28 protein-coding genes are annotated in these 26,978 nt (G+C 59.4%); 22 read left to right on the top strand and 6 right to left on the bottom strand.

Annotation, left to right across the window (positions count from 1 at the left end):
• From ABWV79_RS17135 to ABWV79_RS17120, 4 genes are all read left to right on the top strand, one after another.
• Positions 1-378, top strand: a 378-nt coding sequence (locus tag ABWV79_RS17135; protein WP_353393440.1) for a VOC family protein, incomplete at its 5' end; no start/stop codon positions are given.
• A 107-nt stretch (positions 379-485) separates the two neighbouring features.
• Positions 486-1,763, top strand: a complete 1,278-nt coding sequence (locus ABWV79_RS17130) for a DUF3422 family protein (RefSeq protein WP_353393438.1) — start codon at positions 486-488, stop codon at positions 1,761-1,763.
• Positions 1,764-1,829: 66 nt separating this feature from the next.
• A complete protein-coding gene (locus ABWV79_RS17125; RefSeq protein ID WP_353393436.1) occupies positions 1,830-2,978 on the top strand; it encodes an MFS transporter in 1,149 nt (382 codons plus the stop codon).
• 14 nt (positions 2,979-2,992) lie between these two features.
• The gene (locus tag ABWV79_RS17120; RefSeq protein ID WP_353393434.1) at positions 2,993-4,156 is read left to right on the top strand and encodes a M20 aminoacylase family protein; all 1,164 of its coding nucleotides are present in this window, start codon (positions 2,993-2,995) and stop codon (positions 4,154-4,156) included.
• 48 nt (positions 4,157-4,204) lie between these two features.
• Here the strand turns inward: ABWV79_RS17120 and ABWV79_RS17115 are convergent, their stop codons facing one another.
• Together ABWV79_RS17115 and moaA are read right to left on the bottom strand one after the other, a co-directional pair.
• Positions 4,205-5,527, bottom strand: coding sequence for a 3-deoxy-D-manno-octulosonic acid transferase (locus tag ABWV79_RS17115; protein WP_353393432.1), 1,323 nt, complete (start codon positions 5,525-5,527; stop codon positions 4,205-4,207).
• A 1-nt stretch (position 5,528) separates the two neighbouring features.
• Positions 5,529-6,536, bottom strand: coding sequence for a GTP 3',8-cyclase MoaA (gene moaA, locus ABWV79_RS17110; protein WP_170352597.1), 1,008 nt, complete (start codon positions 6,534-6,536; stop codon positions 5,529-5,531).
• Positions 6,537-6,626: 90 nt separating this feature from the next.
• On the opposite strand from moaA, the gene ABWV79_RS17105 reads away from it, so the two are divergent.
• The gene (locus ABWV79_RS17105) at positions 6,627-7,061 is read left to right on the top strand and encodes a hypothetical protein (RefSeq protein WP_353393430.1); all 435 of its coding nucleotides are present in this window, start codon (positions 6,627-6,629) and stop codon (positions 7,059-7,061) included.
• On the opposite strand, the gene ABWV79_RS17100 is transcribed toward ABWV79_RS17105, so the two are convergent.
• Genes ABWV79_RS17100 through glmU form a run of 3 tightly spaced genes read right to left on the bottom strand, consistent with a single transcriptional unit; the run spans position 7,049 to position 10,914 of the window.
• The gene (locus tag ABWV79_RS17100; protein WP_353393458.1) at positions 7,049-7,738 is read right to left on the bottom strand and encodes a DNA alkylation repair protein; all 690 of its coding nucleotides are present in this window, start codon (positions 7,736-7,738) and stop codon (positions 7,049-7,051) included. The two genes, ABWV79_RS17105 and ABWV79_RS17100, sit on opposite strands and share 13 nt — an antisense overlap.
• Positions 7,738-9,558, bottom strand: coding sequence for a glutamine--fructose-6-phosphate transaminase (isomerizing) (gene glmS, locus ABWV79_RS17095; protein ID WP_353393428.1), 1,821 nt, complete (start codon positions 9,556-9,558; stop codon positions 7,738-7,740). The genes ABWV79_RS17100 and glmS overlap by 1 nt, the downstream gene beginning before the upstream one ends.
• 3 nt (positions 9,559-9,561) lie before the next feature.
• Positions 9,562-10,914, bottom strand: coding sequence for a bifunctional UDP-N-acetylglucosamine diphosphorylase/glucosamine-1-phosphate N-acetyltransferase GlmU (gene glmU, locus ABWV79_RS17090; RefSeq protein WP_353393426.1), 1,353 nt, complete (start codon positions 10,912-10,914; stop codon positions 9,562-9,564).
• Between the two features lie 134 nt (positions 10,915-11,048).
• Here glmU and ABWV79_RS17085 point away from each other — a divergent pair, with 134 nt between their 5' ends.
• The 3 genes from ABWV79_RS17085 (at position 11,049) to ABWV79_RS17075 (ending at position 14,270) form a co-directional block, all read left to right on the top strand.
• On the top strand, positions 11,049-11,720 hold the full coding sequence (locus tag ABWV79_RS17085; protein ID WP_170352600.1) for an HAD-IA family hydrolase: 672 nt from the start codon (positions 11,049-11,051) through the stop codon (positions 11,718-11,720).
• Between the two features lie 39 nt (positions 11,721-11,759).
• Positions 11,760-12,950, top strand: a complete 1,191-nt coding sequence (locus ABWV79_RS17080; protein ID WP_353393424.1) for a DegT/DnrJ/EryC1/StrS family aminotransferase — start codon at positions 11,760-11,762, stop codon at positions 12,948-12,950.
• 156 nt (positions 12,951-13,106) lie between these two features.
• A complete protein-coding gene (locus ABWV79_RS17075) occupies positions 13,107-14,270 on the top strand; it encodes an acyl-CoA dehydrogenase family protein (protein ID WP_353393423.1) in 1,164 nt (387 codons plus the stop codon).
• 51 nt (positions 14,271-14,321) lie between these two features.
• Here the strand turns inward: ABWV79_RS17075 and ABWV79_RS17070 are convergent, their stop codons facing one another.
• The gene (locus ABWV79_RS17070; protein WP_353393421.1) at positions 14,322-14,930 is read right to left on the bottom strand and encodes an OmpW/AlkL family protein; all 609 of its coding nucleotides are present in this window, start codon (positions 14,928-14,930) and stop codon (positions 14,322-14,324) included.
• A 136-nt stretch (positions 14,931-15,066) separates the two neighbouring features.
• On the opposite strand from ABWV79_RS17070, the gene ABWV79_RS17065 reads away from it, so the two are divergent.
• The 14 genes from ABWV79_RS17065 to nuoE all read left to right on the top strand — a co-directional run bounded on the left by ABWV79_RS17065 (position 15,067) and on the right by nuoE (position 26,964).
• Positions 15,067-16,590, top strand: a complete 1,524-nt coding sequence (locus ABWV79_RS17065) for an AMP-binding protein (RefSeq protein ID WP_353393419.1) — start codon at positions 15,067-15,069, stop codon at positions 16,588-16,590.
• A complete protein-coding gene (locus tag ABWV79_RS17060) occupies positions 16,587-16,970 on the top strand; it encodes a hypothetical protein (RefSeq protein WP_170352605.1) in 384 nt (127 codons plus the stop codon). Before ABWV79_RS17065 ends, ABWV79_RS17060 begins: the two co-directional genes overlap by 4 nt.
• Positions 16,967-18,571 (top strand): carboxyl transferase domain-containing protein, encoded by a 1,605-nt coding sequence (locus tag ABWV79_RS17055; RefSeq protein ID WP_353393417.1) that lies wholly within the window; start codon positions 16,967-16,969, stop codon positions 18,569-18,571. Before ABWV79_RS17060 ends, ABWV79_RS17055 begins: the two co-directional genes overlap by 4 nt.
• Before the next feature lies 1 nt (position 18,572).
• On the top strand, positions 18,573-18,995 hold the full coding sequence (locus tag ABWV79_RS17050) for an ASCH domain-containing protein (RefSeq protein ID WP_353393415.1): 423 nt from the start codon (positions 18,573-18,575) through the stop codon (positions 18,993-18,995).
• Positions 18,996-18,998: 3 nt separating this feature from the next.
• Positions 18,999-20,927 (top strand): acetyl/propionyl/methylcrotonyl-CoA carboxylase subunit alpha, encoded by a 1,929-nt coding sequence (locus ABWV79_RS17045; RefSeq protein WP_353393413.1) that lies wholly within the window; start codon positions 18,999-19,001, stop codon positions 20,925-20,927.
• A 59-nt stretch (positions 20,928-20,986) separates the two neighbouring features.
• On the top strand, positions 20,987-21,841 hold the full coding sequence (locus tag ABWV79_RS17040) for a hydroxymethylglutaryl-CoA lyase (protein ID WP_353393411.1): 855 nt from the start codon (positions 20,987-20,989) through the stop codon (positions 21,839-21,841).
• A 3-nt stretch (positions 21,842-21,844) separates the two neighbouring features.
• Positions 21,845-22,633: a crotonase/enoyl-CoA hydratase family protein gene (locus ABWV79_RS17035; RefSeq protein ID WP_353393409.1), complete on the top strand. Its 789-nt coding sequence runs from the start codon at positions 21,845-21,847 to the stop codon at positions 22,631-22,633.
• A 188-nt stretch (positions 22,634-22,821) separates the two neighbouring features.
• Positions 22,822-23,187 (top strand): NADH-quinone oxidoreductase subunit A, encoded by a 366-nt coding sequence (locus ABWV79_RS17030; protein ID WP_050602775.1) that lies wholly within the window; start codon positions 22,822-22,824, stop codon positions 23,185-23,187.
• Entirely contained in the window at positions 23,178-23,711 is a 534-nt protein-coding gene (locus tag ABWV79_RS17025) for a NuoB/complex I 20 kDa subunit family protein (protein ID WP_037307875.1), read from the top strand. Before ABWV79_RS17030 ends, ABWV79_RS17025 begins: the two co-directional genes overlap by 10 nt.
• Positions 23,712-23,723: 12 nt before the next feature.
• The gene (locus tag ABWV79_RS17020) at positions 23,724-24,323 is read left to right on the top strand and encodes an NADH-quinone oxidoreductase subunit C (RefSeq protein WP_353393407.1); all 600 of its coding nucleotides are present in this window, start codon (positions 23,724-23,726) and stop codon (positions 24,321-24,323) included.
• Positions 24,324-24,328: 5 nt separating this feature from the next.
• Complete coding sequence (locus tag ABWV79_RS17015) at positions 24,329-24,505, top strand: hypothetical protein (RefSeq protein ID WP_170352613.1); 177 nt, start codon at positions 24,329-24,331, stop codon at positions 24,503-24,505.
• A 1-nt stretch (position 24,506) separates the two neighbouring features.
• Positions 24,507-24,629, top strand: coding sequence for a hypothetical protein (locus tag ABWV79_RS17010; RefSeq protein WP_257599041.1), 123 nt, complete (start codon positions 24,507-24,509; stop codon positions 24,627-24,629).
• Positions 24,629-25,852 carry an NADH-quinone oxidoreductase subunit D gene (locus ABWV79_RS17005; RefSeq protein WP_353393405.1) on the top strand — a complete coding sequence of 408 codons (1,224 nt, stop codon included), beginning with the start codon at positions 24,629-24,631 and terminating at the stop codon, positions 25,850-25,852. The genes ABWV79_RS17010 and ABWV79_RS17005 overlap by 1 nt, the downstream gene beginning before the upstream one ends.
• Positions 25,852-26,964, top strand: coding sequence for an NADH-quinone oxidoreductase subunit NuoE (nuoE, locus tag ABWV79_RS17000; RefSeq protein WP_353393403.1), 1,113 nt, complete (start codon positions 25,852-25,854; stop codon positions 26,962-26,964). The genes ABWV79_RS17005 and nuoE overlap by 1 nt, the downstream gene beginning before the upstream one ends.
• Positions 26,965-26,978 lie beyond the last annotated feature (14 nt).

The following is a 26,978-nucleotide window of genomic DNA, read 5'->3' as shown; positions in this document are numbered from 1 at the left end:
TTGAACAGCAGGAGGTGCCCTATGGAGACTGTAAACGGAATTGGCGGTGTGTTTTTTCGTGCCGATAACCCCAAAGCTTTGGCCGCATGGTACGAAAAGCATCTTGGTGTAAACCAGCTTAACCCTCTGCCGTGGAAACAGCGTGAAGGCTTTACTGTTTTTGCGCCATTTGCGCAGGATAATGAGTATTTTGGCAGGGTTGAACAACAGTGGATGATCAACTTTAGGGTCGATGATCTGGCCGCAATGACGGCCCAGTTGGAGGGCGCGGGAATCGCAGTTGAGACCAACCCGGAATGGAACAGTGAGGTGGGGCTTTTTGCCCGGATCCACGATCCTGAAGGCAATCCCATCGAGCTGTGGCAACCAAATCAATGAGATAGGTCCAGTGTATACCATTGCATTCACGTAAGTATATGAAATAAAAAGATAATTGATGTTGGAAAATTGTGTCGTATAGTGCGTCGGATGAGACGGAGCCCTAAATGACACCGATTGACGACCATCCACTGCGATACGCATTGGCCAATGAGCTGCACGCCCGACCATTTCCTGTGGCGAACAGTCCGTGCACGGTCGCGTTTCTGGCGATCAAGAAATCGGAAGTCGCTGTCGGGCGGGATCGCCAAGAGGATATGGCGCATCTTGTGAATTTGCTGGACCGCCACGGTGCACAGCACCCGCAGCCCGCTGCTACGCATTTTGCCGGGCAAATCGGCCGTCATTGGTTGAAGTGGGAGCAGCACACGGAATTTGTCACCTATACTGCGATCACGCAGAATGTCAGTGACCGCCCGTTTAACCCCGCTGATTTTGAAGTGTTCCCGCAGGACTGGCTGGCCGCCAGCCCCGGTCAGCGTGTGACGTCGGCGATGATCCGTGTGATTGACCGTGCGGATGATGGTGCGGTGAAATCTGCTTTGGCGGATTGGTTCGAGCCCGAGAGCCTTGCGGTATCTCGTATGCTGGACAATACCGCCATTTGCGCCAGCGATTTTCGCATCGACCCAGCCGGGCATATGAGATTCGCGTTGTTTATCTCGAAAGGTACAGGCCAACGCAGGATAGGGCGCATCATTCAGCGTATGTGTGAGATCGAGACCTACAAGGCAATGTCGATGTTGGGATTTGCCCGGGTCAAGGAATTGACGCCCCGCATTGGCGAACTGGACGGGAAACTGACAAGGTTGATGCGGCAAATGACAGACAACTCGGCCCATCCGGATGAATTGTTGCCCGATCTGCTGCACACCTCGACCCAGCTTGAAACTCTTTCGGCGCAATGTTCGTTTCGGTTTGGTGCGACTGGAGCATATGAAGCCATTGTAAACCAGCGGATCGAGGTTTTGCGCGAGGAACGGTTCGAGGGCCGCCAGAGCTTTGCCGATTTCATGATGCGTCGCTACGATCCCGCAATGCGTACGGTGAAGTCCACGGAACGTCGTTTGCAAGCTCTGTCCGATCGGGCCATTCGTGCAGGAGAGTTGTTGCGAACCCGTGTGGATGTCGAACGAAGCGCGCAGAATCAGGCGTTGCTGGAAAGCATGGACCGCCGCGCCGATCTGGCCCTGCGGTTACAACACACGGTCGAGGGCTTGTCGGTTGTTGCCATCAGTTATTATGCCGTGTCTCTGGCCAGCTATCTTTTGTACCCATTGACCAAGGCCGGGATCAGCAAGGGGATGCTGACAGCTGCAGTGACCGCTCCTGTTGTTCTGGCAGTCTGGGTGGCTGTGCGAAGGATCCGCAAGCGGTTGGAATAGTCGCCGATTGCCAATCCGTCCCACGCCTGTAGTACTGGCGGGGTTGAACTGCGGAAAGGGGATTGCGTGATTGGCATCGTAACCGCTTGGCGGGCCGTTGCCGCCATGTTCATTTTGAACGGTGCTTTGTTTGGCATCTGGGCCTCTCGTATTCCTGCCGTGCGGGACCGGCTGGACCTCACGCATGAGGCATTGGGGCTTGGCCTGTTATTCATGGCTGCGGGGGCGGTGTGTTCCTTTCCCGTGACAGGCCGACTGACCGACAGGTTCGGTGCGGTGGCAATCACGAGGGTGATTGCCGTTTTGTATACGCTGTCGCTGATCCTGTTGGCCTTTGCGAATGGGTTCTGGTCACTGGCGGCATTTCTGTTTGTCTTCGGCGCGTTTCACGGGTCGATGGATGTCGCCATGAACGCCTGGGCCGCCGAGGTCGAGCAAGCTTACGACAAACCTGTGATGTCTTCGTTTCACGCGATGTGGAGTCTGGGCGCAGGTCTTGGTGCGCTCAGTGGCTACGGAGCGGTTCAACTTGAGTTGACGGTTATGCAACACTTTCTATTGGCAGGGGGTGTTGTTGTGGGGTTGGCTTTGGCGTTGTCCATGGTGCGTTGGACGTCACGTCGTACCGAAAGCTCAAGTGGTAAGGTCTTTGCGCTGCCATCCGGGGCATTGGTTCTGGTCGGCTTTACGGCGTTGTGTGGCGCATTGGGCGAGGGAGCAGTGGCGGATTGGAGCGCGATTTTTCTAAGGGACGTGACAGGTGCCTCAGAAAGCGTCGCGGCACTGGGATACGCCGTGTTCTCGGTGACGATGGTCGCCTTTCGTCTGGCCGGAGGGGTCGTCATTTCACGTTTTGGTCCAGTCGCTACAGCTCGATTTGGCGGGATATGCGCGGCACTAGGGGTGCTAGGAGTTGTGACCGCCTCCGAGGCTACAATAGCGCTGTCTGGATTCGCCTTGATGGGGATTGGATATGCGGTGATCATGCCATTGGCTTTCAGTCGGGCGGCCAACGACCCTGACGTGCCGCCCGGGCAAGCCATCGCAAGTGTGGCAACGCTGGGCTATGGCGGGTTGCTCATTGGCCCTCCGCTTATTGGGTTTTTGGCAGAGATGCTTACATTGCGTCTGGCGTTTACTGCTCTGCTACCATTGGCGGTGCTGATCGTCTTGTTGTCAGGGGCCTTGCGTCCCGCCAGCACAAAAAATAACTGAACCGGGAGAAACACATGCCGATCAAAAACCGCTTCGCCGAATTGCAAAGTGAAGTCACCGAATGGCGGCGGGATATCCACCAGCATCCTGAGATCTTGTTCGAAACTCATCGGACCAGTGCATTGGTCGCTAAAAAACTGGCCGAATTCGGGTGCGATGAGGTTGTGACCGGGATCGGCCGGACCGGTGTTGTCGGTGTGATCAGGGGCAAAGCGGATACCAAGGGCAAGGTCATCGGGTTGCGCGCTGACATGGACGCTTTGCCGATCCTTGAGGCAACCGGGCTTGACTATGCCTCGAAGACCGAGGGCGCAATGCATGCCTGTGGTCATGATGGACATACGGCGATGCTGTTGGGCGCGGCCAAATACCTGTCTGAAACGCGCAATTTCGATGGTACTGTCGTGGTGATCTTCCAGCCCGCTGAAGAAGGCGGCGGCGGCGGTCGCGAGATGTGCGAAGACGGGATGATGGACCGTTGGGGCATTCAAGAGGTCTATGGGATGCACAACTGGCCCGGTCGCCCTGTGGGCAGCTTCTCCATTCGCCCGGGCGCGTTTTTTGCTGCGACGGATCAGTTCGATATCGTTTTTGAAGGCAAGGGTGGCCACGCAGCCAAACCGCATGAGACCGTGGACACGACTGTTATGGCCGCGCAGGCGGTCTTGGCGCTGCAGACGATTGCGGCGCGCAATGCAGATCCGGTTGATCAGGTGGTGGTGTCGGTTACCTCGTTTGAAACTTCTTCGACCGCCTTCAACGTGATCCCGCAAACGGTCAAACTGCGCGGTACAGTGCGCACGATGAGTGCTGACATGCGCGATCTGGCGGAAAAACGGATTGGCGAGATTTGTAACGGGGTCGCTGCGACCTTTGGCGGGGCTGTAGACGTGACCTATTACCGGGGATATCCGGTGATGGTAAACAGTGATGAGCAGACGGATTTTGCTGCCGAGGTCGCACGGTCGGTTTCTGGCGACTGCGATGACGCACCCTTGATTATGGGCGGAGAAGACTTCGCCTTCATGCTCGAAGAGCGTCCGGGGGCGTATATTTTGGTGGGCAACGGCGACACTGCTGCGGTGCACCACCCGGAATACAACTTCAATGACGAGGCGATCCCAGCCGGATGCAGCTGGTGGGCAGAAATCGTTGAACAGAGGATGCCAGCGGCTTGACCGTTTGCGGCAGCGAGGGGCCAGCCCCTCGCGCTCCCCGAGATATTTTTAGCCAGATGAAGAGGGATCCTGCACGCCCAGTTCAAGTTGATCGCAGAGAGTGTCAACGATAGCGCTCAGCGCATTTTTCTGGGTGTTGACGCAAGATTGCGCGGCCTTGCGGGCGGTGGTCAGTGCAGTCGGATCGGACAGCCATTCGGTGACGGCTGCGGTCAAGTCGGGTGCGGACTGGACCTGTATCGCACCGCCGGTTTCGATCAGGGGGGCGAAGGTTTCCGCGAAGTTGAAATAGCCAGGGCCTGTGATCACGGCAGCGCCCGCCTGTGCGGGTTCGAACGGGTTGTGGCCTCCGATCTCGCGCAGCGAGCCGCCCAGAAAGACGATGGGGCAGAGCGCGTACCATGTGCCGGTTTCGCCCAGCGTGTCGGCCACATAGACCTGAGTTTCGGGGGTGATCTGGTCATTAGCGGACCGAAAGGCGGCTTTTTGTCCGGCCTGGTCGATTAGCTCAGCAACGTCGCCGCGGCGTTCGGGATGGCGGGGAATCAGCAGCAGAAGCAGATCGGGCCAGTGTTTCAACAATTCGGCATGGGCGGCCAGAACGGTCTCTTCTTCGCCGGCATGGGTGGAGCTGGCAATCCAGACGGGGCGGTCAGCGATCTGGGTTTTCATATCGCCCAGGGTTGCTTGATCTACCGGCAGCGGATCGGACATCGCTTTGAGGTTGGTTCCGGGTTGCACGCGTGTTTCCGGCGCGCCCATCTGGATCAGGTTTTGCGCAGTCCGATCATTCTGGGTCAGGAAAAGGCGGAAGTGATTCAGAATGAATCGCGCTGTTTTAGGCCGCTTTTTCCAACCTGCTACTGATTTGTCTGAAAGACGCGCATTCAGCAGGGCCAGTGGGGTTTCGCGTTTTCCAGCCTCGATTATCAGTTGTGGCCAGATCTCGCTTTCGACAAAGATGCCCGCATCGGGGCGCCAATGGTTAAGAAAACGCTTCACTGGGCCGCCGGCGTCAAGCGGGGGGTATTGGTGACGCGTGCGGGGCGGCATCCGCTTTTCAATCAACGAAGCCGAAGTTGGCGTGCCCGAAGTGATCAGAAACTCGGCGCTTGGCAGTCGTTCGCCCAAGCGTTTTATGAGGCTGATGACCGACAATGTCTCACCCACACTTGCGGCGTGGAACCAAATGAGTTGCCCCTTTGACCGTCGCTGGCTGGCATGGCCGAGGCGTTCATGCTGACGAAGTGTTGGAACGTCAGCAGCAAGCAGCTTTTTGCGAACTGCCCGCCAGACAAACGGTGCCGCAACTGCGGTCAGGCTGCAATACAGGTGGTAGAGCAGTGTCGGTCGGTCAACAGGGGCAGGCACGTCAGCCGCCGGTATGGCTCATGTGGCGGCTCATCTTGCCGTCCACCGCCTGGCGGGAGTAGTCGAAGTCGTGCCCTTTGGGTTTGAGGTTGATCGCTGCGCGGATCGCCTCTTCAAGTGGTTGCTCGGTGTCCGGATGGTCACGCAAAGCGCCGCGCAGGTCCGCCATATCTTCTTGTCCAAGGCACATAAACAGCTCGCCGGTACAGGTCAGACGCACGCGATTGCAGCTTTCGCAGAAGTTATGCGACATGGGCGTGATGAATCCGATTTTCTGATCCGTTTCTTCCAGCCGCACATAGCGAGCGGGTCCGCCGGTACGTTCGGCAAGATCAGTCACGGTATAGTGGTTTTCGTATTCCTTGCGCACGTCTTTCAGGGACCAGTACTGATCCAGGCGGTCTTCGTTGCCGATATCGCCCATCGGCATGACCTCAATCCATGTCAAGTCCATATCGCGCTCGGCGCACCATTTGGTAATGGTCGGCAGTTCTTCCTCGTTGAAGCCCTTCAGGGCCACAGCGTTGATCTTGATCCGCAGCCCGGCCTTTTGCGCGGCATCAATGCCGTTCAGCACCTGTTTTAGGCGTCCCCAGCGAGTGATCTGCGCGAACTTGTCTTCGTCCAGCGTATCCAACGAGATATTCACCCGGCGCACGCCCGCAGCATAGAGGTCTTCCGAGAAGCGATGCAGCTGCGAGCCATTGGTGGTCAGGGTCAGCTCCTTCAGCGCTCCGCTATCCAGATGGCGGGTCATGGCGTTGAAAAACGTCATGATGTTGCGGCGTACAAGCGGCTCACCCCCCGTGATGCGCAATTTTTCTACCCCCATGTTCACGAAGGTCGAACACATGCGATCCAATTCTTCGAGCGTGAGCAAGTCTTTTTTGGGTAGGAATTTCATGTCTTCGGACATGCAGTATACACAGCGGAAATCACAGCGATCCGTGACGGAAACGCGGAGGTAAGTGATGGCACGAGCGAACGGGTCGATAAGTGGAGCTGTCATGCTTCTTAACTAAAGCGGCGCAAGGCCTGCGGCAAGGGCGAACTGCGCTTTGCGCTGGTGCAGATGCGCGCAGGACGATAGGGTTCAGGGATGAAATATGCGCTTTTGGTTTTCTGTGTTTTCCTGGCAGGATGCGAGACGGTTCGGTCGACGTCCGATCGTTTGTTGAAGCGTGGCGATGCCACTGCCCAGCCTGAACCCGTTTCGGCAGATGAAACCCAAGTCGAAGAGGCAGCAGCCGACGACGAGCCTTTGCCCGCGACTGCCGCTGGGTGGCTTGGGGCGAAAACGACCATTGCCAGTTTAGGCGATCCGACAACGCCGGGCCGGTGGTTGCGCACACCTCTGGTCGATACCGAGTTTACCGGACGAGTGGTTGTTCCACGCACCGGAGCACAAGCCTATATCACTCTGGTTCCCGTGCCGGGACCGGAAGGTGGAGGCAGCCAGTTGTCTCTGGATGCCATGCGAGCCTTGTTGCTGCCGTTTGACGAATTAGTCGAGTTGGAAGTCTATTCCAACTGACCCCTGAGGTATTTCCCCGCTTCGCGACGGGCAAAGGGCTTCATTGCTTCTCCGTACGCGTCCAGAAAGGCAACGACCCTGGGTGCGTCGTGTTTCGACAGATCACGCAACCACCATGCGATTGCCTTTTGCATGAACCACTCCCGATCCGGGACATAGCCAGCGGCCCATTTCAGAATGCGGTCGCGGCGGTGCAGATCATCGACTTTGGGGTGGTTTTGCTTGGTCCATGGCAAAGTGGCCACCAAAACCGCGCGGCGCGTCCACATGTGATCGGAGGTCGTCCATGCCTCGACCTGATCCAGCCGGGATGGCTCTGCGGAAAGGCGTTTTTGCATCGCCATGCAAGCATGATCAGCGATCGCCCATGCGTCGAAGTCGGGCAACCAGCTTTGCAGCAAGTCCCAAACTGCGTCGTCTGGTCGGATGCGCGCTTGTGTGAGCAATTTCGCGGCAGCAATGCGGGCTTCGTGAATATTCGTCTGCCAAAGCGCATCTGCCAGAGCGACGCGATCCGACACATCCAGTTCTTGTCGCCAGCTTTTGGTCAGATCATTCAGAACCGGATTGGGCACGCCCAGATATGGACGGTCCGCCTTGTGATAGGCGACGGCCTGCTGCGCGCGCTCAGTGTCCGCAAATGTTTTGATCTGGTCCAGATATGCGGTAGCTTGCATCATTCGACGGTGACGGATTTCGCCAGATTGCGCGGCTGGTCCACATCCGTCCCTTTTGCCACGGCTGTGTGATAGGCCAGCAGTTGCGCCGGAACCGAATAGAGGATGGGCGCAAGGCTCGGGTGGATATGCGGCATTCGAATGGTGCTTTGCACCCCGTCCTTGGCCTCGGCGATGCCGTCATCGTCGGAAACGAGGATGACTTTACCTTTGCGCGCCATGACCTCCTGCATGTTCGACACCGTCTTGTCGAAAACCGCATCGCGCGGGGCCATCACCACCACGGGCATATGCTTGTCGATCAAGGCGATGGGCCCATGTTTCAGCTCACCTGATGCATAACCTTCGGCGTGTATATAGCTGATTTCTTTCAGTTTCAGCGCGCCTTCCATTGCCAATGGGAACATTAGGCCGCGGCCCAGAAACAGAACGTCGCGCGCCTCGGACAGGCGTTGGGCAGCGGCGCGAATGGCATCGTTTTGCTCCAGCGCGGTGTTCAGCACAGATGGTAGGCCGCGCAAGGCGGCGGCGTGATCAGCCAGTTCCTCGGGAGTCAGAGTGCCGCGATCAGCGGCCGCTTTCAGCGCCAGCATCAGCAACACGCTCAGCTGGCAGGTGAAGGCTTTGGTCGAGGCGACGCCGATCTCAACCCCCGCATGGATCGGCAGAGCAATATCGCTTTCCCGCGCGATGGAGCTTTCGGGAACATTGACCACCGAGACGATCTTGTCGGCCTTGCCCTCGCAATAGCGCAACGCGGCCAGCGTGTCGGCGGTTTCGCCCGACTGGCTGACGAACAGCGCTGCTGTGCGACCGGGAATGGGCGGTTCGCGATAACGGAACTCGCTGGCGATATCGACCTCGACAGGGATTTGCGCCAGTTGTTCAAACCAGTATTTCGCGGTCAGGCAGGCATAGAAAGCGGTGCCGCAGGCGACCATGGTCAGACGGTCCAGCTTGGTGAAATCCAAATTGCCGGGCAGGGTGATCTCGTCCCCGCCGGTGCGCAGATAGGATCGGATCGCCTCGGCCACGACAACGGGTTGTTCGGCGATTTCTTTGGCCATGAAATGCTTGTGCCCGCCCTTGTCGGCGCGGGATTGGTCGATCTTGATCTGGCGGAGCTCACGATTGACCAACTCACCGGCTTCGTTGCGGATCTCCAGCGAGGTGCGGGTCAGCACGGCGCGGTCACCCTCTTCAAGATAGGTGATACGGTCGGTTAGCGGGGCCAATGCGATGGCGTCCGAACCTACGTACATCTCGCCATCCCCGTGACCGACGGCCAGCGGAGAGCCCTTGCGCGCCGCCACGATCAAATCGTCCTGACCGTCAAAAAGGAACGCCAACGCAAAAGCCCCCTCAAGCCGGTCGATGGTTTTGAATGCGGCGTCAACCGGCGACAGGCCCGTATTCAGGAAATGCTCGGCCATGAGGGCGACGGTTTCGGTGTCGGTTTCGGTGACGAAATCGACGCCATGTTCTGCCAGTTCGGCCCGTAATTCGCGGTAGTTTTCCACGATTCCGTTATGAACCACGGCCACGGGGCCCGCCTGATGCGGGTGCGCATTCGTGACCGAGGGTACGCCATGGGTGGCCCAGCGGGTATGGCCGATACCCGATTTACCGGGCAGGGGGTCATGTACCAGCAAATCGCTGAGGTTCACCAGCTTGCCCACTGCCCGTCTGCGTCCCAACGCGCCGTTGTTCACGGTCGCAATCCCGGCGCTGTCATAACCGCGATATTCAAGGCGCTTCAGCGCCTCGACCAGAATGGGGGCGACCTCGTGTTCACCCAATACGCCTACGATACCACACATGGGTCAGGCTCCTTTATCGCGGCGAGCCTTCTTCGCCTTGAGCATTTCAAAAAGTTTGCGCGCATAACCGGGTTTGTTGTCCTGCTTGGCGCGCGCCACGGCCAGTGCGTCTGGTTCCACGTTGCGCGTGACCACCGTGCCGGTCGCCGTCATGGCGCCGTCGCCGACGGTAACGGGGGCAACCAGCATGGTGTTTGATCCGATGAAGACATTCTCGCCAATCGTGGTTTTGTGCTTCATCACGCCATCATAGTTACAGGTGATCGTACCCGCTCCGATATTTGTTGCGGCGCCAACGGAGGCATCCCCGATATAGCTGAGGTGGTTGACCTTAGCCCCTTCGGCGACCTCGGCATTCTTGATTTCGACGAAATTCCCGATGCGCGTGTTCTCGGCCAGTTCAGTGCCGGGGCGCAGGCGGGCGTAGGGGCCGACGATAGCTCCGCGGCTGACATGGCAGCCTTCCAGATGCGAAAACGCTCGGATCGTCGCGCCACTTTCGACGGTGACACCGGGGCCAAAGACCACGTTGGGCTCGATCACCGTGTCCCGCCCAATGATCGTATCGGCGGCCAGATAAACGGTTTCGGGGGCCATCAGCGTGACGCCCAGATCCAGAAGCTCAGCGCGGGCACGAGCTTGGAAGACATCATCGGCGGCCGCCAGATCCGCACGTGAATTCACGCCTAGCGTCTGCGCCTCGTCACAGGCAACGGCGGTGACTTTCAGATCACGGCTGCGGGCGATCTCGACCACGTCGGTCAGGTAGTATTCCTCGGACGCGTTGTCATTGCCCACGGCTTCTATCAACGAGAACAAGGTTTGCGCGTCACAAGCCAAAAGTCCAGAATTACAGAAGCTTATCGCGCGATCCTCATCTAACGCATCCTTGTATTCAACGATCCGTTCCAGCGTATCGCCCTGCATGACAAGGCGGCCGTAGCGAGCGGGATCGGCGGCCTCGAAACCCAGAATGACCAGGTCATTCTGTGCGCGTGCCTCGATCATCCGTTCCAGCGTGTCGGGCTGCAGAAACGGCGTGTCACCGTACAGGACAACCACGTCGCCCTCGAACCCCTCCAGCGCGGGGCGGGCCTGGGCGACGGCATGGGCGGTGCCCAACTGCTCTTCCTGCTCGGCAATCTGCGCGGTCTCATCCTCGGCTGTGGCGACTTTGGCGACGGCCTCGGACCCATGGCCGGTGACGATCACGGTGCGTTCGGGCGACAGCACGGCCCCGGCACGCATGGCATGGACCAGCATCGGGGTTTGCGCGATGGGATGCAGAACTTTGGGGATATCCGAATTCATCCGGGTGCCTTTTCCGGCGGCAAGGATGACAAGGGCGGTGCTCATGAATTCGTTTTCTCTTTGTGTTTTGTTGGCGACCGTTTTATCCGCTGGGGGCAAAGGCGCAAGCGGTTCGGGCATCAAACTAGATTGCCGTTTGCAACACGACGTGGCGAAAACCCGCCGAGGCAGGAGGCTTTATGCGTACCGTAATCTTCGATCTGGATGGAACTTTGGCGGATACATCCGGCGATCTGCTAGAGGCCGCGAACCATTGTTTTCGTCATATGGGCCATGGCGACGTGCTGATCCACGGGCAGGACGCGGGCGTCGCGCTGCGGGGTGGCCGGATGATGTTGACCCACGGGTTGAAGCGCGTTGGAGCATTCGAAGAGCAGACCATTTCGGACTATTACCCGATGTTGCTGGAGGCCTATGCGCAGGCCATCGACACCCATACCACCTTCTATCCCGGCGCGTTGGACGCGGTCGAGGCGCTGAAAGCGGCCGGTTACGGCGTGGGCATCTGCACCAACAAGCCCGAGGCGCTGGCGCATCAGTTGCTGTCACAGATGGGAGTGCGGGATCAGTTCGCCGCTCTGGTCGGGGCGGATACGTTGCCGGTGCGCAAACCCGACCCCGAACCGTTGCGTGAGGCAGCGCGGCGGGCAGGCGGCCATCCAGACCTGTGTGTTCTGATCGGCGACTCCGATACCGACCGGAATACGGCAAAGGCGGCGGGCGTGCCTTCGGTTCTGGTTACATTCGGCCCTTCTGGTGACGATATGGCCGCGCTGGAGCCCGAGGCGTTGCTGCATCATTTCGATGATCTGCCCCGCGTGGTCGAGGGGTTGATCGGTGCGGCGGCTTAGTCTCTTGACCCAAGCGGGCGTGAGGACCAGAACAGAGCCATGACCGAGATATTCACTGGCAGCTTCACCCAGCAAGAACCCATCCCCGAAGAGGCGGTCGAGGCCGCTCTGGCCGTGCTGCGCCACGGGCGGCTGCACCGATATAACGTGGTGCCCGGAGAACTGGGCGAGACCGCGCTACTGGAGCAAGAATTCGCGGCGCAGATGGGCGCGAAATACTGTCTGGCGGTATCCTCGGGCGGCTATGCGCTAGCTACCGCCCTGCGCGCCGTCGGGGTGCAGCCGGGTGATCCGGTGCTGGCCAATGCTTTCACGCTGGCTCCGGTGCCGGGGTCAATCGCCTCGGTCGGGGCGCGTCCGGTGTTCGTGGGCGTGACCGAAGGGTTGGTGATTGATCTGGACGATCTTGAAGCCAAGCTGGATCAGGCGCGAGTGCTGATGCTCAGCCATATGCGCGGGCATCTGTGCGACATGGACCGGCTGATGCAGATGTGCGACGCCGCAGGCGTGACCGTGATTGAGGATTGCGCCCATACCATGGGGGCAGCGTGGCGCGGGCAATTGTCAGGGCGGCAGGGGGCCATCGGATGCTATTCCTGCCAGACCTACAAGCATGTGAATTCGGGCGAGGGCGGCTTGCTGGTCACCGATGATGAAGAACTGGCGGCCAAGGCGACGATGCTGTCGGGATCCTATATGCTCTATGAACGTCATCTGGCCGCGCCGGGGCCGGAAGTGTTCGAGCGGATCAAATATACCACTCCCAACGTTTCCGGGCGGATGGATAACCTGCGGGCGGCGATCCTGCGGCCTCAGCTACGCGATCTGGACCGGCAAGTTTCGCGCTGGAACGAACGCTATGCCGAGATCGAGGCCGGACTGCGCGACACACCGGGCCTGACGATTGTCGAACGGCCCGAAGGTGAGACCTATGTCGGCTCGTCCATTCAGTTCCTGCTGCTGGACTGGTCGCCCGAGCGTATTGCCGAGGTGATCCGCCGCTGCGCCGCGCGCGGGGTCGAATTGAAGTGGTTCGGCGGAGCCGAGCCTACCGGGTTTACATCGCGCTATGACAGTTGGCGCTATGCGGACAGCGCGCCTCTGCCCGCCAGTGACCGGGTTCTGGCCGGTATCATGGATATGCGGGTGCCGCTGACATTTTCACTGGAGGATTGCCGCCTGATCGCGCGGATCATTCGCGCCGAGGTTGGCGCGGTCTATCAGTCGTAATCCAATCGAGTGCGCCTGCAGCGCACGCTCTATGTAAACACAGCGCCGCCCTGACGGGTCGGCGCTGTGTTTGTGTGTGGCCGTCGTTGACGCTGAAAGGATTCGCTGATAGTTATTTGAACAACCGTTCATTAATGCGAGGGGAGGAAATCGCAGATGTTCACGGCCACCATGCAGTTTGACCTGGGCGAGGATGTAAACGCCCTGCGGGAATCGGTGCATCGCTGGGCTCAGGAGCGGGTCAAGCCGATGGCCGCCGAGATTGACGCCACAAATGCCTTCCCAAATGCGCTATGGCGAGAGATGGGTGATCTGGGGCTGCTGGGAATTACGGTGCCGGAGGAATATGGCGGGGTGGGGATGTCCTATCTGGCGCATGCCGTCGCTGTTGAGGAGGTGGCGCGGGCGTCGGCCTCTGTTTCGTTGTCCTACGGTGCACATTCGAATCTGTGCGTAAATCAGATCAAGCTGAACGGAACCGATGAACAAAAGGCGAAATACCTGCCGCGTCTGGTTTCCGGCGAGCATGTGGGGGCGCTTGCCATGTCCGAGGCGGGTGCCGGATCGGATGTGGTGTCGATGAAGCTGCGCGCGGAAAAGCGCAACGATCACTACCGGTTGAATGGCAGCAAATACTGGATCACCAACGGGCCGGATGCAGATACTCTGGTCGTCTATGCAAAGACGGACCCCGAGGCTGGATCGAAGGGGATTACCGCCTTTCTGATCGAGAAGGAAATGACGGGGTTCTCGACGTCTCCCCATTTCGACAAGCTGGGGATGCGCGGGTCGAACACAGCGGAACTGATCTTCCAAGACGTCGAGGTGCCCTTTGAGAACGTGTTGGGCGAAGAGGGCAAGGGTGTTGCCGTTTTGATGTCCGGTCTGGACTATGAACGCGTGGTTCTAGCCGGGATCGGGATCGGGATCATCGCGGCCTGTCTGGATGAAATCATGCCGTACCTGGCCGAGCGCAAACAGTTCGGCAAACCCATCGGCAGCTTTCAGTTGATGCAGGGCAAAATCGCCGACATGTACACCGCGATGAACTCTGCGCGGGCCTATGTGTACGAGGTTGCCAAGGCCTGTGACCGGGGTGACGTGACTCGTCAGGATGCTGCGGCGTGCTGTCTTTACGCGTCAGAGCAGGCGATGACGCAGGCGCATCAGGCTGTTCAGGCGATGGGAGGGGCCGGGTTCCTGTCGGATTCAGCGGTCAGCCGGATATTCCGTGACGCGAAGCTGATGGAGATTGGTGCGGGAACCAGCGAAATCCGTCGGATGCTGATCGGGCGGGAAATGATGAATGAAATGCTCTGATAGAAAAACGCCCCGCAATCCTGGTGATTGCAGGGCGTTGGAATTGAAGGATCAGAAGCGATGAACGTAGGATACGCCAACCAGCCAGGGATCGATTTCGGCTTCGCCAATGTCGACGCCATCCAATTTGACGTCCGAGTCGATGTCGAACCAGCGCACGTTCAGGCGCACCGCGCCTTTCTCGGTGATCTGATAGTCGATACCGGCCTGCAGCGAGACGCCGAACGAGTTGTCGATGTCCAGGTCGCCATTGCCCAGCGGCGTCTTCTCGTCAAAGAAGATGGTATAGTTCAGACCCGCACCAACATAGGGTTTCCACGCGCTGCCGGTGTCGAAGTGGTAGTTCAGCGACAGGGTGGGCGGCAGGTGTTTGGTGCTGGCCAGATCGGTGCCGCCAAGCGCGATGTTGTGGTTGAACGGCGTTGCGGCGAGCAATTCGATGCCCAGATTGTCACGGATAAAATACTCGACAGTGAAGATGGCGCTGACGTCAGAATCGATGTCGGCATCCAGCCCGGCCAGTGTGCCGTTGTCGGATTTCGGGTTCAGATACCCGGCGCCGATACCAACGGTCCAGTCGCCCTGGTTCTGGGCAAATGCGGGGGCGGCCAGCGCGACAAGCGCAGTGGAGAGGGTCAAAGCGGCGAGTTTTTTGGTCATTTTACAGCCTTTGAATTTGTTGATGAGGCGTTCTTGCCCGCCTTTCGGGGCGCAAACTCTGATCTGTGTCAAATTTCTGTGACCCGCGAAAATTCGCGACGCCGGGTAACTTCGTTGAAAACAAAGGATGATGAATATGCGTCCCGCTGAGCGCATACCTGGGTTGCTGACAGAAGGGGGGTGGGACGTGCCTCAGCGCCTCAACATGGCGTTGCAATGCTTGTCGCAACCCGACGACCAAACAGCTATCATCGACCTCACCGCCGCAGAAGGCCAAGGTGTCAGTTTTGGGACGCTGCGACAAATGACGGATGGTGTGGCCCGGGTTCTTGCGCGGCAGGTACAGCCCGGCGATCGCATAGGGGTTCTGCTAAGCCAATCCCCTTGGTGCGCAGCGGCACATCTGGCGATCTGGAAACTGGGCGCGATATCCGTGCCTTTGTTCAAACTGTTCCAGCAGGATGCGCTGGCCTCGCGCATTGGCGATGCAGGCGTGCAGATCGTGCTGACGGATGAAGAAGGCGTGGCGCTGCTGGGCGATCTGGCGCGGCCCGTTCTGGTGGATCAGTTTGCGCCGTCTGACGACCCGCTGCCCTTTGCCGATACTGGCCCCGAAGACCCTGCGGTGCTGATCTATACCTCGGGCACCACCGGCAACCCCAAGGGCGCGCTGCATGGGCATCGGGTGCTGACCGGCCATCTGCCGGGCGTCTCGATCAGTCATAACCACCTGCGCAACGGTGACTGCCTTTGGACCCCTGCCGACTGGGCGTGGATCGGTGGGCTGTTCGACGTGCTGATGCCCGGTCTTGCGCTGGGCATCCCTGTGGTCGCCGCGCGGCTTGAGAAATTCACCCCCGAGGCCTGCGCCGATGTCGTGGCGCGGGGCGGGGTGCGGAACGTATTCTTCCCACCCACCGCGCTACGGATGCTGAAAGCGGCGGATCAGGCCATCCCCGGCCTGCGCTCGGTCGCTTCGGGCGGGGAGCCTCTGGGGGCCGAAATGCTGGCCTGGGGGCAGCAGGCGTTCGGTTTGACAATCAACGAATTCTACGGGCAGACCGAATGCAACATGGTCGTGTCCTCCTGCGCCGAAGATTTCCCGGTGCGCCCCGGCTGCATCGGCAGGCCAGTGCCGGGGCACGAGGTGGCGGTGATCGATGACGAAGGCCAGCCGACGGATGAAGAGGGCGACGTGGCTATCCGACGCGGCTCGGCCTCGATGCTGTTGGAATATTGGAACCGACCCGAGGAGACCGCGCAGAAATTCCGCGGCGATTGGCTGATCACCGGGGACCGAGGCGTGTGGGAGGGCGAGTACCTGCGCTTCGTGGGGCGCGATGACGACGTGATCACCTCAGCCGGATACCGGATCGGCCCAGCTGAGATCGAGGATTGCCTGCTGACCCACCCGACGGTGGCAACCGTGGGCGTGGTCGGCAAACCCGACAAGCTGCGGACCGAGATCGTCAAAGCCTATGTGGTGTTGAAGCCGGGGGCCGAAGCGTCGGGCACAGAGCTGCAGGAGTGGGTCAAGGCTCGTCTGGCGCAGTATTCCTATCCGCGCGAGGTGGCGTTTCTGGAGGAATTGCCGATGACAGTGACGGGAAAGGTTATTCGGAAGGAATTGAAGGCGCGGGCGGCGGCGGAGGTATCATGACCCTTTTTTCTAGAATTTCCAATTTTCTCTGTCCGAAATGCAATGAATTGCAACCCGCATTTGCGTTGCTAACGGCAGTTCGCAGTGGAGCATTAAACATCGTGATGAACGAAAGCTGCCAATGTTCAAATTGCCGCTCGAAAAATCGACTGCGGTGGCGAAAGAGCGTTTCTGGCATTCTTATCGGAATATTCGTCCCCCTATTACTCGGTCTCTCTATGATTTTTTCTTTGGCACTTCTGCTTGTGCTCATTGTCGGATCTGGCGGTGACATTGGGGCGGTTTTAGGGGCGTTGAGCTTTTTGGTGTTTGGCTCATTTTTGCTCGTTCTGGTGCGTGCCCGTTTGTTCCGTAAAGTGTTCTTGGTGGAGGACCTATGAAACTCACATCCAAAGCTATGCCCGCTTCTGAGGGGTTTAAGACAAACCGCGCGGCCCATCTCGACGCTTTGGCGCAAATCTCTGCCGCAGCCGAAGCCGCGCGTATGGGAGGCGGCGAGAAATCCCGTGCGCGGCATGAATCCCGGGGCAAGATGCTCCCCAGACGCAGGGTGGCGAACCTGCTGGACGCAGGGTCGCCGTTTCTGGAAATCGGCGCGACGGCGGCGCATGGGATGTATGGCGACGCCGCGCCCTGTGCTGGGGTGATCGCGGGGATAGGCCGGGTGCAGGGGCGTGAGGTCATGGTGGTGTGCAACGATGCCACCGTGAAGGGCGGCACATATTATCCGATGTCGGTCAAAAAGCACCTGCGGGCACAGGAGATTGCCGAGGAAAACCATCTGCCCTGCATCTATCTAGTCGACAGCGGCGGCGCGAACCTGCCCAATCAGGATGAGGTCTTCCCCGACCGCGACCACTTTGGCCGCATCTTCTATAATCAGGCGCGGATGAGCGCCAAGGGCATTGCTCAGATCGCTGTGGTGATGGGGTCATGTACGGCGGGTGGGGCCTATGTGCCCGCGATGTCGGATGTGACGATCATCGTCAAAGAACAGGGCACGATCTTTCTGGCCGGTCCGCCTCTGGTCAAGGCCGCGACGGGCGAGGTGGTCAGCGCAGAGGATCTGGGCGGTGGTGACGTACATACCCGCCTTTCCGGTGTGGCGGATTATCTGGCCGAGGATGATGCGCACGCACTGGCTTTGGCGCGCCGCGCCGTAGGGTCGCTGAACCTGCACAAACCGCAGAAGGTGGATTGGGCCAGCCCTGAGGACCCGGCCTATGACCCCGAGGAAATCCTCGGGGTTGTGCCTGCCGATCCGCGCACGCCCTATGACATCCGCGAGGTGATTGCGCGGCTGGTCGATGGCTCGCGCTTCGATGAGTTCAAGCCGCGCTTCGGGGAAACGCTGGTAACCGGCTTTGCTCATGTCAAAGGCTGCCCCGTGGGGATCATCGCTAACAACGGCGTGCTGTTTTCCGAGGCGGCGCAAAAGGGCGCGCATTTTGTCGAGCTGTGTTCTCAGCGTGGCATCCCGCTGGTGTTCCTGCAGAACATCACCGGGTTCATGGTTGGCCGCAAATACGAAAACGAGGGCATCGCGCGGCACGGGGCCAAGATGGTGACGGCGGTGGCGACGACCTCGGTGCCGAAGGTCACGATGCTGGTGGGTGGCTCGTTCGGCGCGGGGAACTATGGCATGGCAGGACGGGCATATCAGCCCCGGTTCCTTTGGACATGGCCGAATTCGCGGATCTCGGTGATGGGCGGCGAGCAGGCCGCAGGCGTTCTGGCCACAGTCAAACGCGACGGGATCGAGCGGCAGGGCGGCACCTGGTCGGCCGAGGAAGAGGCCGAATTCAAACGCCCGACCTTGGACATGTTCGAGAAGCAATCGCATCCACTCTATGCCTCGGCGCGGCTTTGGGATGACGGCATCATCGACCCGCGAAAATCACGCGATGTGTTGGCCTTGTCGCTGAGTGCGGCGTTGAACGCTCCGATCGAGGAGACACGCTTTGGCGTGTTCAGGATGTAAAATGGTCGATCTGGAAAAACTGAAATCGCGCTACCCCGGTGCGCAGAGCTTTAAGTTTGGAGACAACGCAACGCTGAGCGCCGAGTTGTTGGCGTTGGTGCGCGCGGGAAAGAAAACCGCGACCTGCGGCGCGTTGCGAGACTATCCTGAGGGCAGCGCGGACACTCCGGTTGTGGGGCGGCGCGATATCGCTCTGGATTGGGATGATCGCCCAGCTTTGGTCATCGAAACGGTCGAAGTTTCGATCTGCCGCTATTGCGATGTGACCGAGGAGTTTGCGTTGGCCGAAGGCGAGAATGAGACGCTTGAGGGTTGGCGCGAAGATCACCGCCGGTACTTTGAACGAAATGGCGGGTTCGAGCCCGAGATGGAGCTGCTCTGCGAGCGGTTCCGGTTGGTCGAAGATCTGACGGTTGAGGGGTAAGTCATGTTCACCAAAATCCTGATTGCCAACCGGGGTGAGATTGCTTGTCGGGTGATCGAGACCGCCCAGAAGATGGGTGTGGCCTGCGTTGCGGTCTATTCTGATGTGGACGCTTCGGCCAAGCATGTGCAGATGGCGGACGAGGCCGTGCATATCGGCGGCGCAGCCCCGGCGGAGAGTTATCTGAAGGGCGACACGATCATTCAGGCGGCGCTCGACTCCGGAGCGCAGGCGATCCATCCGGGCTATGGGTTTCTGTCCGAGAACCCCGATTTCGTCGATGCGGTCGAGGCGGCAGGCATTACCTTCATCGGGCCTTCGGCGGATGCGATCCGCAAGATGGGCTTCAAGGATGCTGCCAAAGTCTTGATGGAACAGGCGGGCGTGCCTGTGGTGCCGGGCTATCATGGCGACAATCAGGACCCCGAGCATTTGGCCGGTGCCGCGGACACAATCGGCTACCCTGTTCTCATCAAAGCTGTTGCAGGTGGCGGCGGAAAGGGTATGCGGCTGGTTGAACGTGCCGAAGATTTCGCAGACGCGCTGCACAGTGCGCGAGGCGAGGCGCGCACGGCCTTTGGCAATGACGCCGTTCTGGTCGAGAAATTCGTCTCCAAACCGCGCCATATCGAGGTGCAGGTTTTCGGCGACGGCACCCATGCGGTTCATCTGTTCGAACGCGATTGCTCGTTGCAGCGGCGGCACCAGAAGGTGGTCGAAGAGGCTCCGGCACCCGGTATGACGGCTGAAATGCGCGAAGCGATGGGGCAGGCCGGTGTACGCGCCGCCGAGGCGATTGGCTATAAGGGCGCGGGTACGGTTGAATTCATCGTTGATGCCTCGGACGGGCTGCGGCCGGATCGGTTCTGGTTCATGGAGATGAATACCCGCTTGCAAGTGGAGCATCCTGTGACCGAGGCGATTACCGGGGTTGATCTGGTCGAATGGCAGTTGCGGGTGGCCGCGGGCGAGACGCTGCCGAAACAGCAGGGTGACCTTTCTATATCGGGTCACGCGTTCGAGGCGCGGCTGTATGCCGAGGACGTGCCCAAAGGCTTTCTGCCTGCGACAGGGACGTTGACGCATCTGCACTTCCCGGCACTCTGCCGGGCGGACAGCGGTGTGCGGGCAGGGGATACGATCAGTCCGTGGTATGACCCTATGATTGCCAAGGTCATCGTCCACGGCCCTACGCGCGACATTGCGCTGGAACAGTTACACCGTGCGCTGCGTCAGACCGAGGTCGCGGGCACTGTAACCAACCTTGCCTTTCTGGGCGCGCTGACCCGGCATCAGGGGTTCGCGTCTGGTGACGTGGATACCGGTCTGATCGGGCGTGATCTGGATGGGTTGGTTCAGACCTCGGCAACCTCAACGCGTGCTGCAGTTGCGGCGGCCATGACCGCTGCGGGTTTGGTGGACACATCTGAGGAGACTGGGTTCTCGCTTTGGGCGCCTCTGCATCGTGCTGTTCAACTTATGGCGGATGATGTGATTGATCTGGATGTGCAGGTTGAAGGTTCGAACCGGCAGGTCTGGCACATCGGCAACGAGACGATTCTGGCCGAACGTACCGCGGGCGACTGGACTATCGGCGGTACAGCTATGCCGCGCGTTTCGGTCGCTGGTTCCAAGATCACGGTATTCGAGGGTTATGGCCAGGTGTTCGAGATGATCGACCCGCTGGACCGCGATACCAGCGCCATTGGCAATACTAATGTAATCGAGGCCCCGATGCCCGGTCTGGTCAAGGCGGTCTTTGCGCAGGCTGGGCAGGCTGTGGCCGAGGGCGACCGGTTGGCCGTCCTTGAAGCGATGAAGATGGAGCATTCTCTGCTGGCCGCCCGCGACGGCACTGTGGCCGAAGTACTGGTCGAGGCGGGCGCTCAGGTCGAGGCCGGGGCCGCACTGGTCCGGCTAGAGGAGGAATGATCTGTTCCTGCCACCTCAGCCGTGGCACAGTCGGATCAACAGCTTAGCGGAGGAGTAAGATGGGCGATCAGGTCGAGATTTTCGAAGTGGGGCCGCGCGACGGGCTGCAGAACGAGCAGCGGGAAATCCCGGTTGCGGAAAAAGTCGCTCTGGTCGATTGCCTGAGCCGCGCCGGGTTCAACCGGATCGAGGTGGCCAGCTTTGTCTCGCCCAAATGGGTGCCGCAGATGGCAGGCAGTGCCGAGGTGCTGGCCGGGATCAGCCGGGCCGATGGTATCCGCTATGCTGCGCTGACACCAAATATGCGCGGGTACGAGGACGCGCTGGCCGCCAAAGCCGATGAGATTGCGGTGTTTGCCTCGGCGTCCGAGGGGTTCTCGAAGGCAAATATCAACGCGACGATTGCGGAATCCATTGAACGCTTCACACCCATCCTGGAGGCCGCGCGCCATATCGACCTGCCGGTGCGGGGCTATGTGTCCTGCGTGACCGACTGCCCCTATGACGGTCCGACCTCGCCCGAAAAGGTGGCCGAGGTGGCCGACACATTGTTCGCGCTGGGCTGCTATGAGATCTCGCTGGGCGACACGATCGGGCAGGGGACGCCTGACACAATCGCTCATATGCTTTTGGCCGTGCGCGAACGGGTGCCCGTGACGCGTTTGTCAGGGCATTTTCATGACACCACGGGACGTGCCATCGACAATATCGACGCAGCTCTGGCGCTTGGTGTGCGGACATTCGATTCGGCGGTCGGCGGTCTGGGAGGGTGCCCTTATGCGCCGGGGGCGGCAGGGAATGTCGCCACTGAATCTGTAGTCGCCCATCTTGATCGGCTAGGGTATCAGACGGGCATTGATGTCGCGATCGTGGAAGAGGCCGCCCAGATGGCGCGAGCTATGCGAGCGGAATAAACGATGTTCGATACGATTTCGGTCACGAATGATACGCGCGGTGTTGCCACTCTGACGCTGAACCGCCCCGGCAAGCATAATGCCATGTCGGCGCAGATGATCTCCGAACTGACGCAAGCGGCAGGGCAGTTGGGGGCGGACGACTCGGTGCGGGTTGTGGTCCTGACTGGCGCGGGCAAGAGCTTTTGTGCCGGTGGTGATCTGGGCTGGATGCAGGATCAGATGGCAGCCGACCCCGAAACGCGGTTCACCGAGGCGCGCAAGCTGGCCGAGATGCTGCAGGCGCTGAATACACTGCCGAAACCTCTGATCGGGGCGCTGCAGGGCAATGCGTTCGGGGGCGGTGTTGGGCTGACCGCGGTCTGTGATGTGGCCATCGGGGTCGACACATTGACCATGGGGCTGACCGAAACGCGGCTTGGGCTGATCCCGGCCACGATTGGTCCGTATGTCATCGCGCGCATGGGCGAGGCACGGTCGCGGCGGGTTTTTATGTCTGCACGCCTTTTCGATGCCAGTGAAGCGGTTGCGCTTGGTTTGTTGGCGAAAGTGGTTGCAGCCGTCGATTTGCCGGAGGCGGTCGAGGCCGAAGTGACCCCCTATTTGTCCTGCGCGCCGGGTGCTGTCGCTTCGGCCAAGGGATTGGTACGTGATTTGGGGCCAAGAATAGATGACACAGTAATCGACCAGACGATCCGCGCTTTGGTTGGCCGTTGGGAAACCGACGAGGCCAAAGAGGGAATCGCCGCCTTTTTCGAGAAACGAAAACCAACCTGGATTAGTAAGGATTAGACGATAGCCGTTGTGCCGTGGTGATAGGAATCACTCTTCCGGAATAACCTTTGATGGCAAGCAGATATTTCACGCCCTGCGCGTTTGTGTTCGGTTGACCCTCTGACCCGGCAGGGATAGAGAATGTCCAGTCAACACGCCAATTGACGGCGCACCCTTTGGGGGCATGCGCAGGAAAGGAGCTTTACGTGGAAGACCTGCTGCGGGAGTACCTCCCGATTCTGGTGTTTCTGGCCGTTGCCGTGGGCCTCGGAATCGTCCTGATTCTGGCCGCTGTGGTTCTGGCTGTCCGCAATCCCGACCCCGAAAAGGTCAGCGCATATGAATGTGGCTTCAACGCCTTTGACGATGCTCGGATGAAGTTTGATGTCCGGTTCTATCTGGTCTCGATTCTTTTCATCATCTTCGATCTGGAAATCGCGTTCCTTTTCCCATGGGCCGTGGGCTTTAAAGACATCAGCGATGTGGGCTTCTGGTCCATGATGGTGTTCCTGGGCGTTCTGACCATTGGCTTTGCCTATGAATGGAAGAAAGGGGCCTTGGAATGGGAGTGATGACGGGTGCAAACACCGCCGGCGTCGATAAAGAAGTCGCCACCCAGGCCCTGAATGCCGAGTTGCAGGACAAAGGTTTCCTGCTGACCTCGACCGAGGACATTATCAACTGGGCGCGAACCGGATCGTTGCACTGGATGACATTCGGTCTGGCTTGTTGTGCTGTTGAGATGATGCACACCTCGATGCCGCGCTATGATGCGGAACGGTTCGGTATCGCGCCGCGTGCGTCCCCACGTCAGTCGGACGTGATGATCGTGGCGGGGACGCTGACCAACAAGATGGCTCCGGCGCTGCGCAAAGTTTACGATCAGATGCCCGAGCCGCGTTATGTGATCTCGATGGGGTCCTGCGCCAATGGGGGCGGGTACTACCACTATTCCTATTCTGTCGTGCGCGGTTGCGACCGCATCGTTCCGGTGGATATCTACGTGCCTGGCTGTCCTCCGACCGCTGAGGCGTTGCTTTATGGCCTGATGCAGTTGCAACGCAAAATCCGCCGCACCGGCACGATTGTGCGCTGAAGGAGAGGGTGAATGAGCGAAGCACTCAAAGAACTCGGCGCACAGCTGGAACTCAAGCGCACTGATTGCGTTCTGTCCTGGGACGTGACTCATGGCGAACTGAACGTGGATGTGGCCCCGTCGAACCTGGTTGAATTCGTCGAATTCCTGAAATCCGACCCGAACTGCAAGTTCTCGTCTCTGGTCGATATCACCGGCGTCGATTACCCGGAACGCGCCAAGCGGTTCGATGTGGTTTATCACTTCCTGTCCATGTACCAGAATCAGCGGATCCGCCTGCGGGTGTCGATCCGCGAGGAAGACATGGTGCCTTCGATCGTCGATGTTCACCCCTCGGCCAACTGGTTCGAACGTGAGGTGTTCGACATGTTCGGCATCTTATTCTCGGGTCACCCCGATCTGCGGCGCATCCTGACCGACTACGGTTTCCGCGGCTATCCGCTACGCAAGGATTTCCCGACAACGGGCTATACCGAGGTTCGTTATGACGAGGCCGAAAAGCGCGTCGTTTACGAGCCGGTGAGCTTAGTACAGGAATACCGGCAGTTCGATTTCATGTCCCCCTGGGAAGGTGCGAATTACATTCTGCCGGGGGATGAAAAACAGGAGTAACCGTCATGTTTGAGTTCCTGATCTGGATAATTCTGGTGGTCGCAACGGTCGTACCGATGATCAAGCTGCTGCCGCATTTCGGGATCAACAAGAACTGGGCGTTTGCCTGCATTATCTCTCCGGCTGTGATTGTCCTGTTGTGGATGATGGCCATGAAGCTGCAAGAGATGGAGCGACGCTGACATGATGGGCGAACTGATCATTTTGGGCGCTTTGGGCGTCTTGCTTGCAGGGGCCGCAGCCAAGGCGGCTGAGGCCGAAAAGGTCCGGGTTCGGGCCGAAGCAAAGAAGAAACGAGGGCGTTGATGGACGGCTCAAGATACGATGACGGCAGCACAGACGCGCTGAGCGGAGAACAGAAGATCCGCAACTTTAACATTAATTTCGGCCCGCAACACCCTGCGGCACACGGGGTTTTGCGTCTGGTACTCGAGCTTGACGGCGAGATTGTCGAACGTTGCGACCCGCATATCGGTCTGCTGCACCGTGGTACTGAGAAGCTGATGGAAAGCCGGACGTATCTGCAGAACTTGCCGTATTTCGACCGTCTGGACTACGTGGCACCTATGAACCAGGAACATGCCTGGTGCCTGGCCATTGAAAAACTGACGGGTGTTAAGGTGCCGCGCCGTGGCTCGCTGATCCGGGTTCTGTATTCCGAGATCGGGCGCATCCTGAACCACTTGCTGAACGTGACCACGCAGGCGATGGACGTGGGCGCACTGACGCCGCCGCTCTGGGGCTTTGAGGAACGCGAAAAGTTGATGGTGTTTTATGAGCGTGCCTGTGGCGCCCGCTTGCACGCCGCTTATTTTCGCCCCGGTGGTGTCCACCAGGACCTGCCGCCCGAACTGTTGGATGATATCGAGGCGTGGAGCCACGAATTCCCCGCTGTGCTCGACGACATTGACGGGCTGCTGACCGAAAACCGCATCTTTAAACAGCGCAACGCCGATATTGGCGTCGTGACCGAGGACGACATTCAGAAATATGGCTTCTCGGGCGTGATGGTGCGCGGCTCGGGTCTGGCATGGGATTTGCGCCGCGCGCAGCCCTATGAATGCTATGACGAGTTCGATTTTCAGATCCCCGTCGGCAAGAACGGCGACTGTTATGACCGCTATCTGGTGCGAATGGAAGAGATGCGTCAGTCACTGCTGATCATCCGCCAAGCCATCGCCAAAATCCGCGAATGCCCGGGTGACGTTCTGGCGCGCGGTAAGATCACCCCGCCGAAACGCTCGGACATGAAGACCTCGATGGAGAGCCTGATCCATCACTTCAAACTGTATACCGAAGGCTTCCACGTCCCTGCGGGCGAGGTTTACGCCGCCGTCGAAGCCCCCAAGGGTGAGTTCGGCGTCTATCTGGTCGCCGACGGCACCAACAAACCCTACCGCGCCAAGCTGCGCGCGCCAGGCTTCCTGCACCTGCAAGCCATGGATCACGTCGCCGGAGGGCACCAACTGGCCGACGTCGCCGCCATCATCGGCACCATGGATGTCGTATTTGGAGAGATTGACCGCTAATGCTCCGCCGTCTTCACCCCGAACAACCCGATGCTTTCGCCTTCACGGCTGCCAACCAGCAATGGGCCGAAGCACAGATCACCAAATACCCCGAAGGTCGTCAGGCCAGCGCGGTTATCCCGTTGCTATGGCGCGCGCAAGAGCAGGAGGGGTGGCTGTCCCGTCCGGCGATCGAATCCGTCGCCGACATGCTGGGCATGGCGTATATTCGCGTTCTTGAGGTCGCCTCGTTCTACTTCATGTTCCAGCTGCAACCGGTTGGATCGGTGGCACATATTCAGGTATGCGGCACAACCTCTTGCATGATCTGCGGGGCCGAGGACTTGATCGCGGTCTGCAAGGACAAGATCGCCGCCAAGCCGCACGTTTTGTCCGCAGATGGTAAGCTGAGTTGGGAAGAGGTGGAATGCCTCGGCTCTTGCACCAACGCTCCAATGGCGCAGATCGGCAAGGACTATTACGAAGACCTGACCGCCGAGAACTTTGGCAAGATCATCGACGATCTGGCGGCGGGCAAAGTGCCGACACCGGGCCCGCAGAACGGGCGTTATGCGGCGGAACCCTTGAGCGGTTTAAGCAGCTTGACCGAGCACGAGGCGGGCAAGCCTAAATACAATGCGAGTGTCGAACTGGCTTCTGATCTGGGGGACACTGTCAAACGCATCGACGGAACCGAGGTTCCCATCCTGACCCCTTGGCTGGGTAAGGATGGAAAGGCGGCGGCAACCAAAACGGCCCCGAAACCTCCGAAGGAACGTGCGACGCCGAAACCTGCCGTGAAGCAGGCTGAAGAGGCGAAGGCCAAGGCAGAGACAGTTGGCGAGGAACAACCCGAGACATTGACCGACCCGCGCGGTGGTAATGCAGATGACCTCAAGCTGCTCAAAGGGGTCGGACCGAAGTTGGAAGAAACGCTGAACGGGCTGGGCTTCTATCACTACGACCAGATCGCAGGCTGGACACCCGAACATGTGGCCTGGGTCGATGCGCGCCTGAAGTTCAAAGGCCGGATCGAACGCGACGGCTGGATTGAACAGGCGAAAAGTCTGGCCTCGGGCCAAGAGACAGAATTTGCCAAACGTGCCAAGGAAGATGGCACATACGAAGACTAGATGACGGTGCCCAG

It is taken from the genome of Ruegeria sp. HU-ET01832 (assembly GCF_040371315.1).
Lineage (GTDB): Bacteria > Pseudomonadota > Alphaproteobacteria > Rhodobacterales > Rhodobacteraceae > Ruegeria > Ruegeria lacuscaerulensis_A.
The sequence above is the reverse complement of the archived record's forward strand: the minus strand, read 5'-3'. Positions and strand labels throughout refer to the sequence as shown.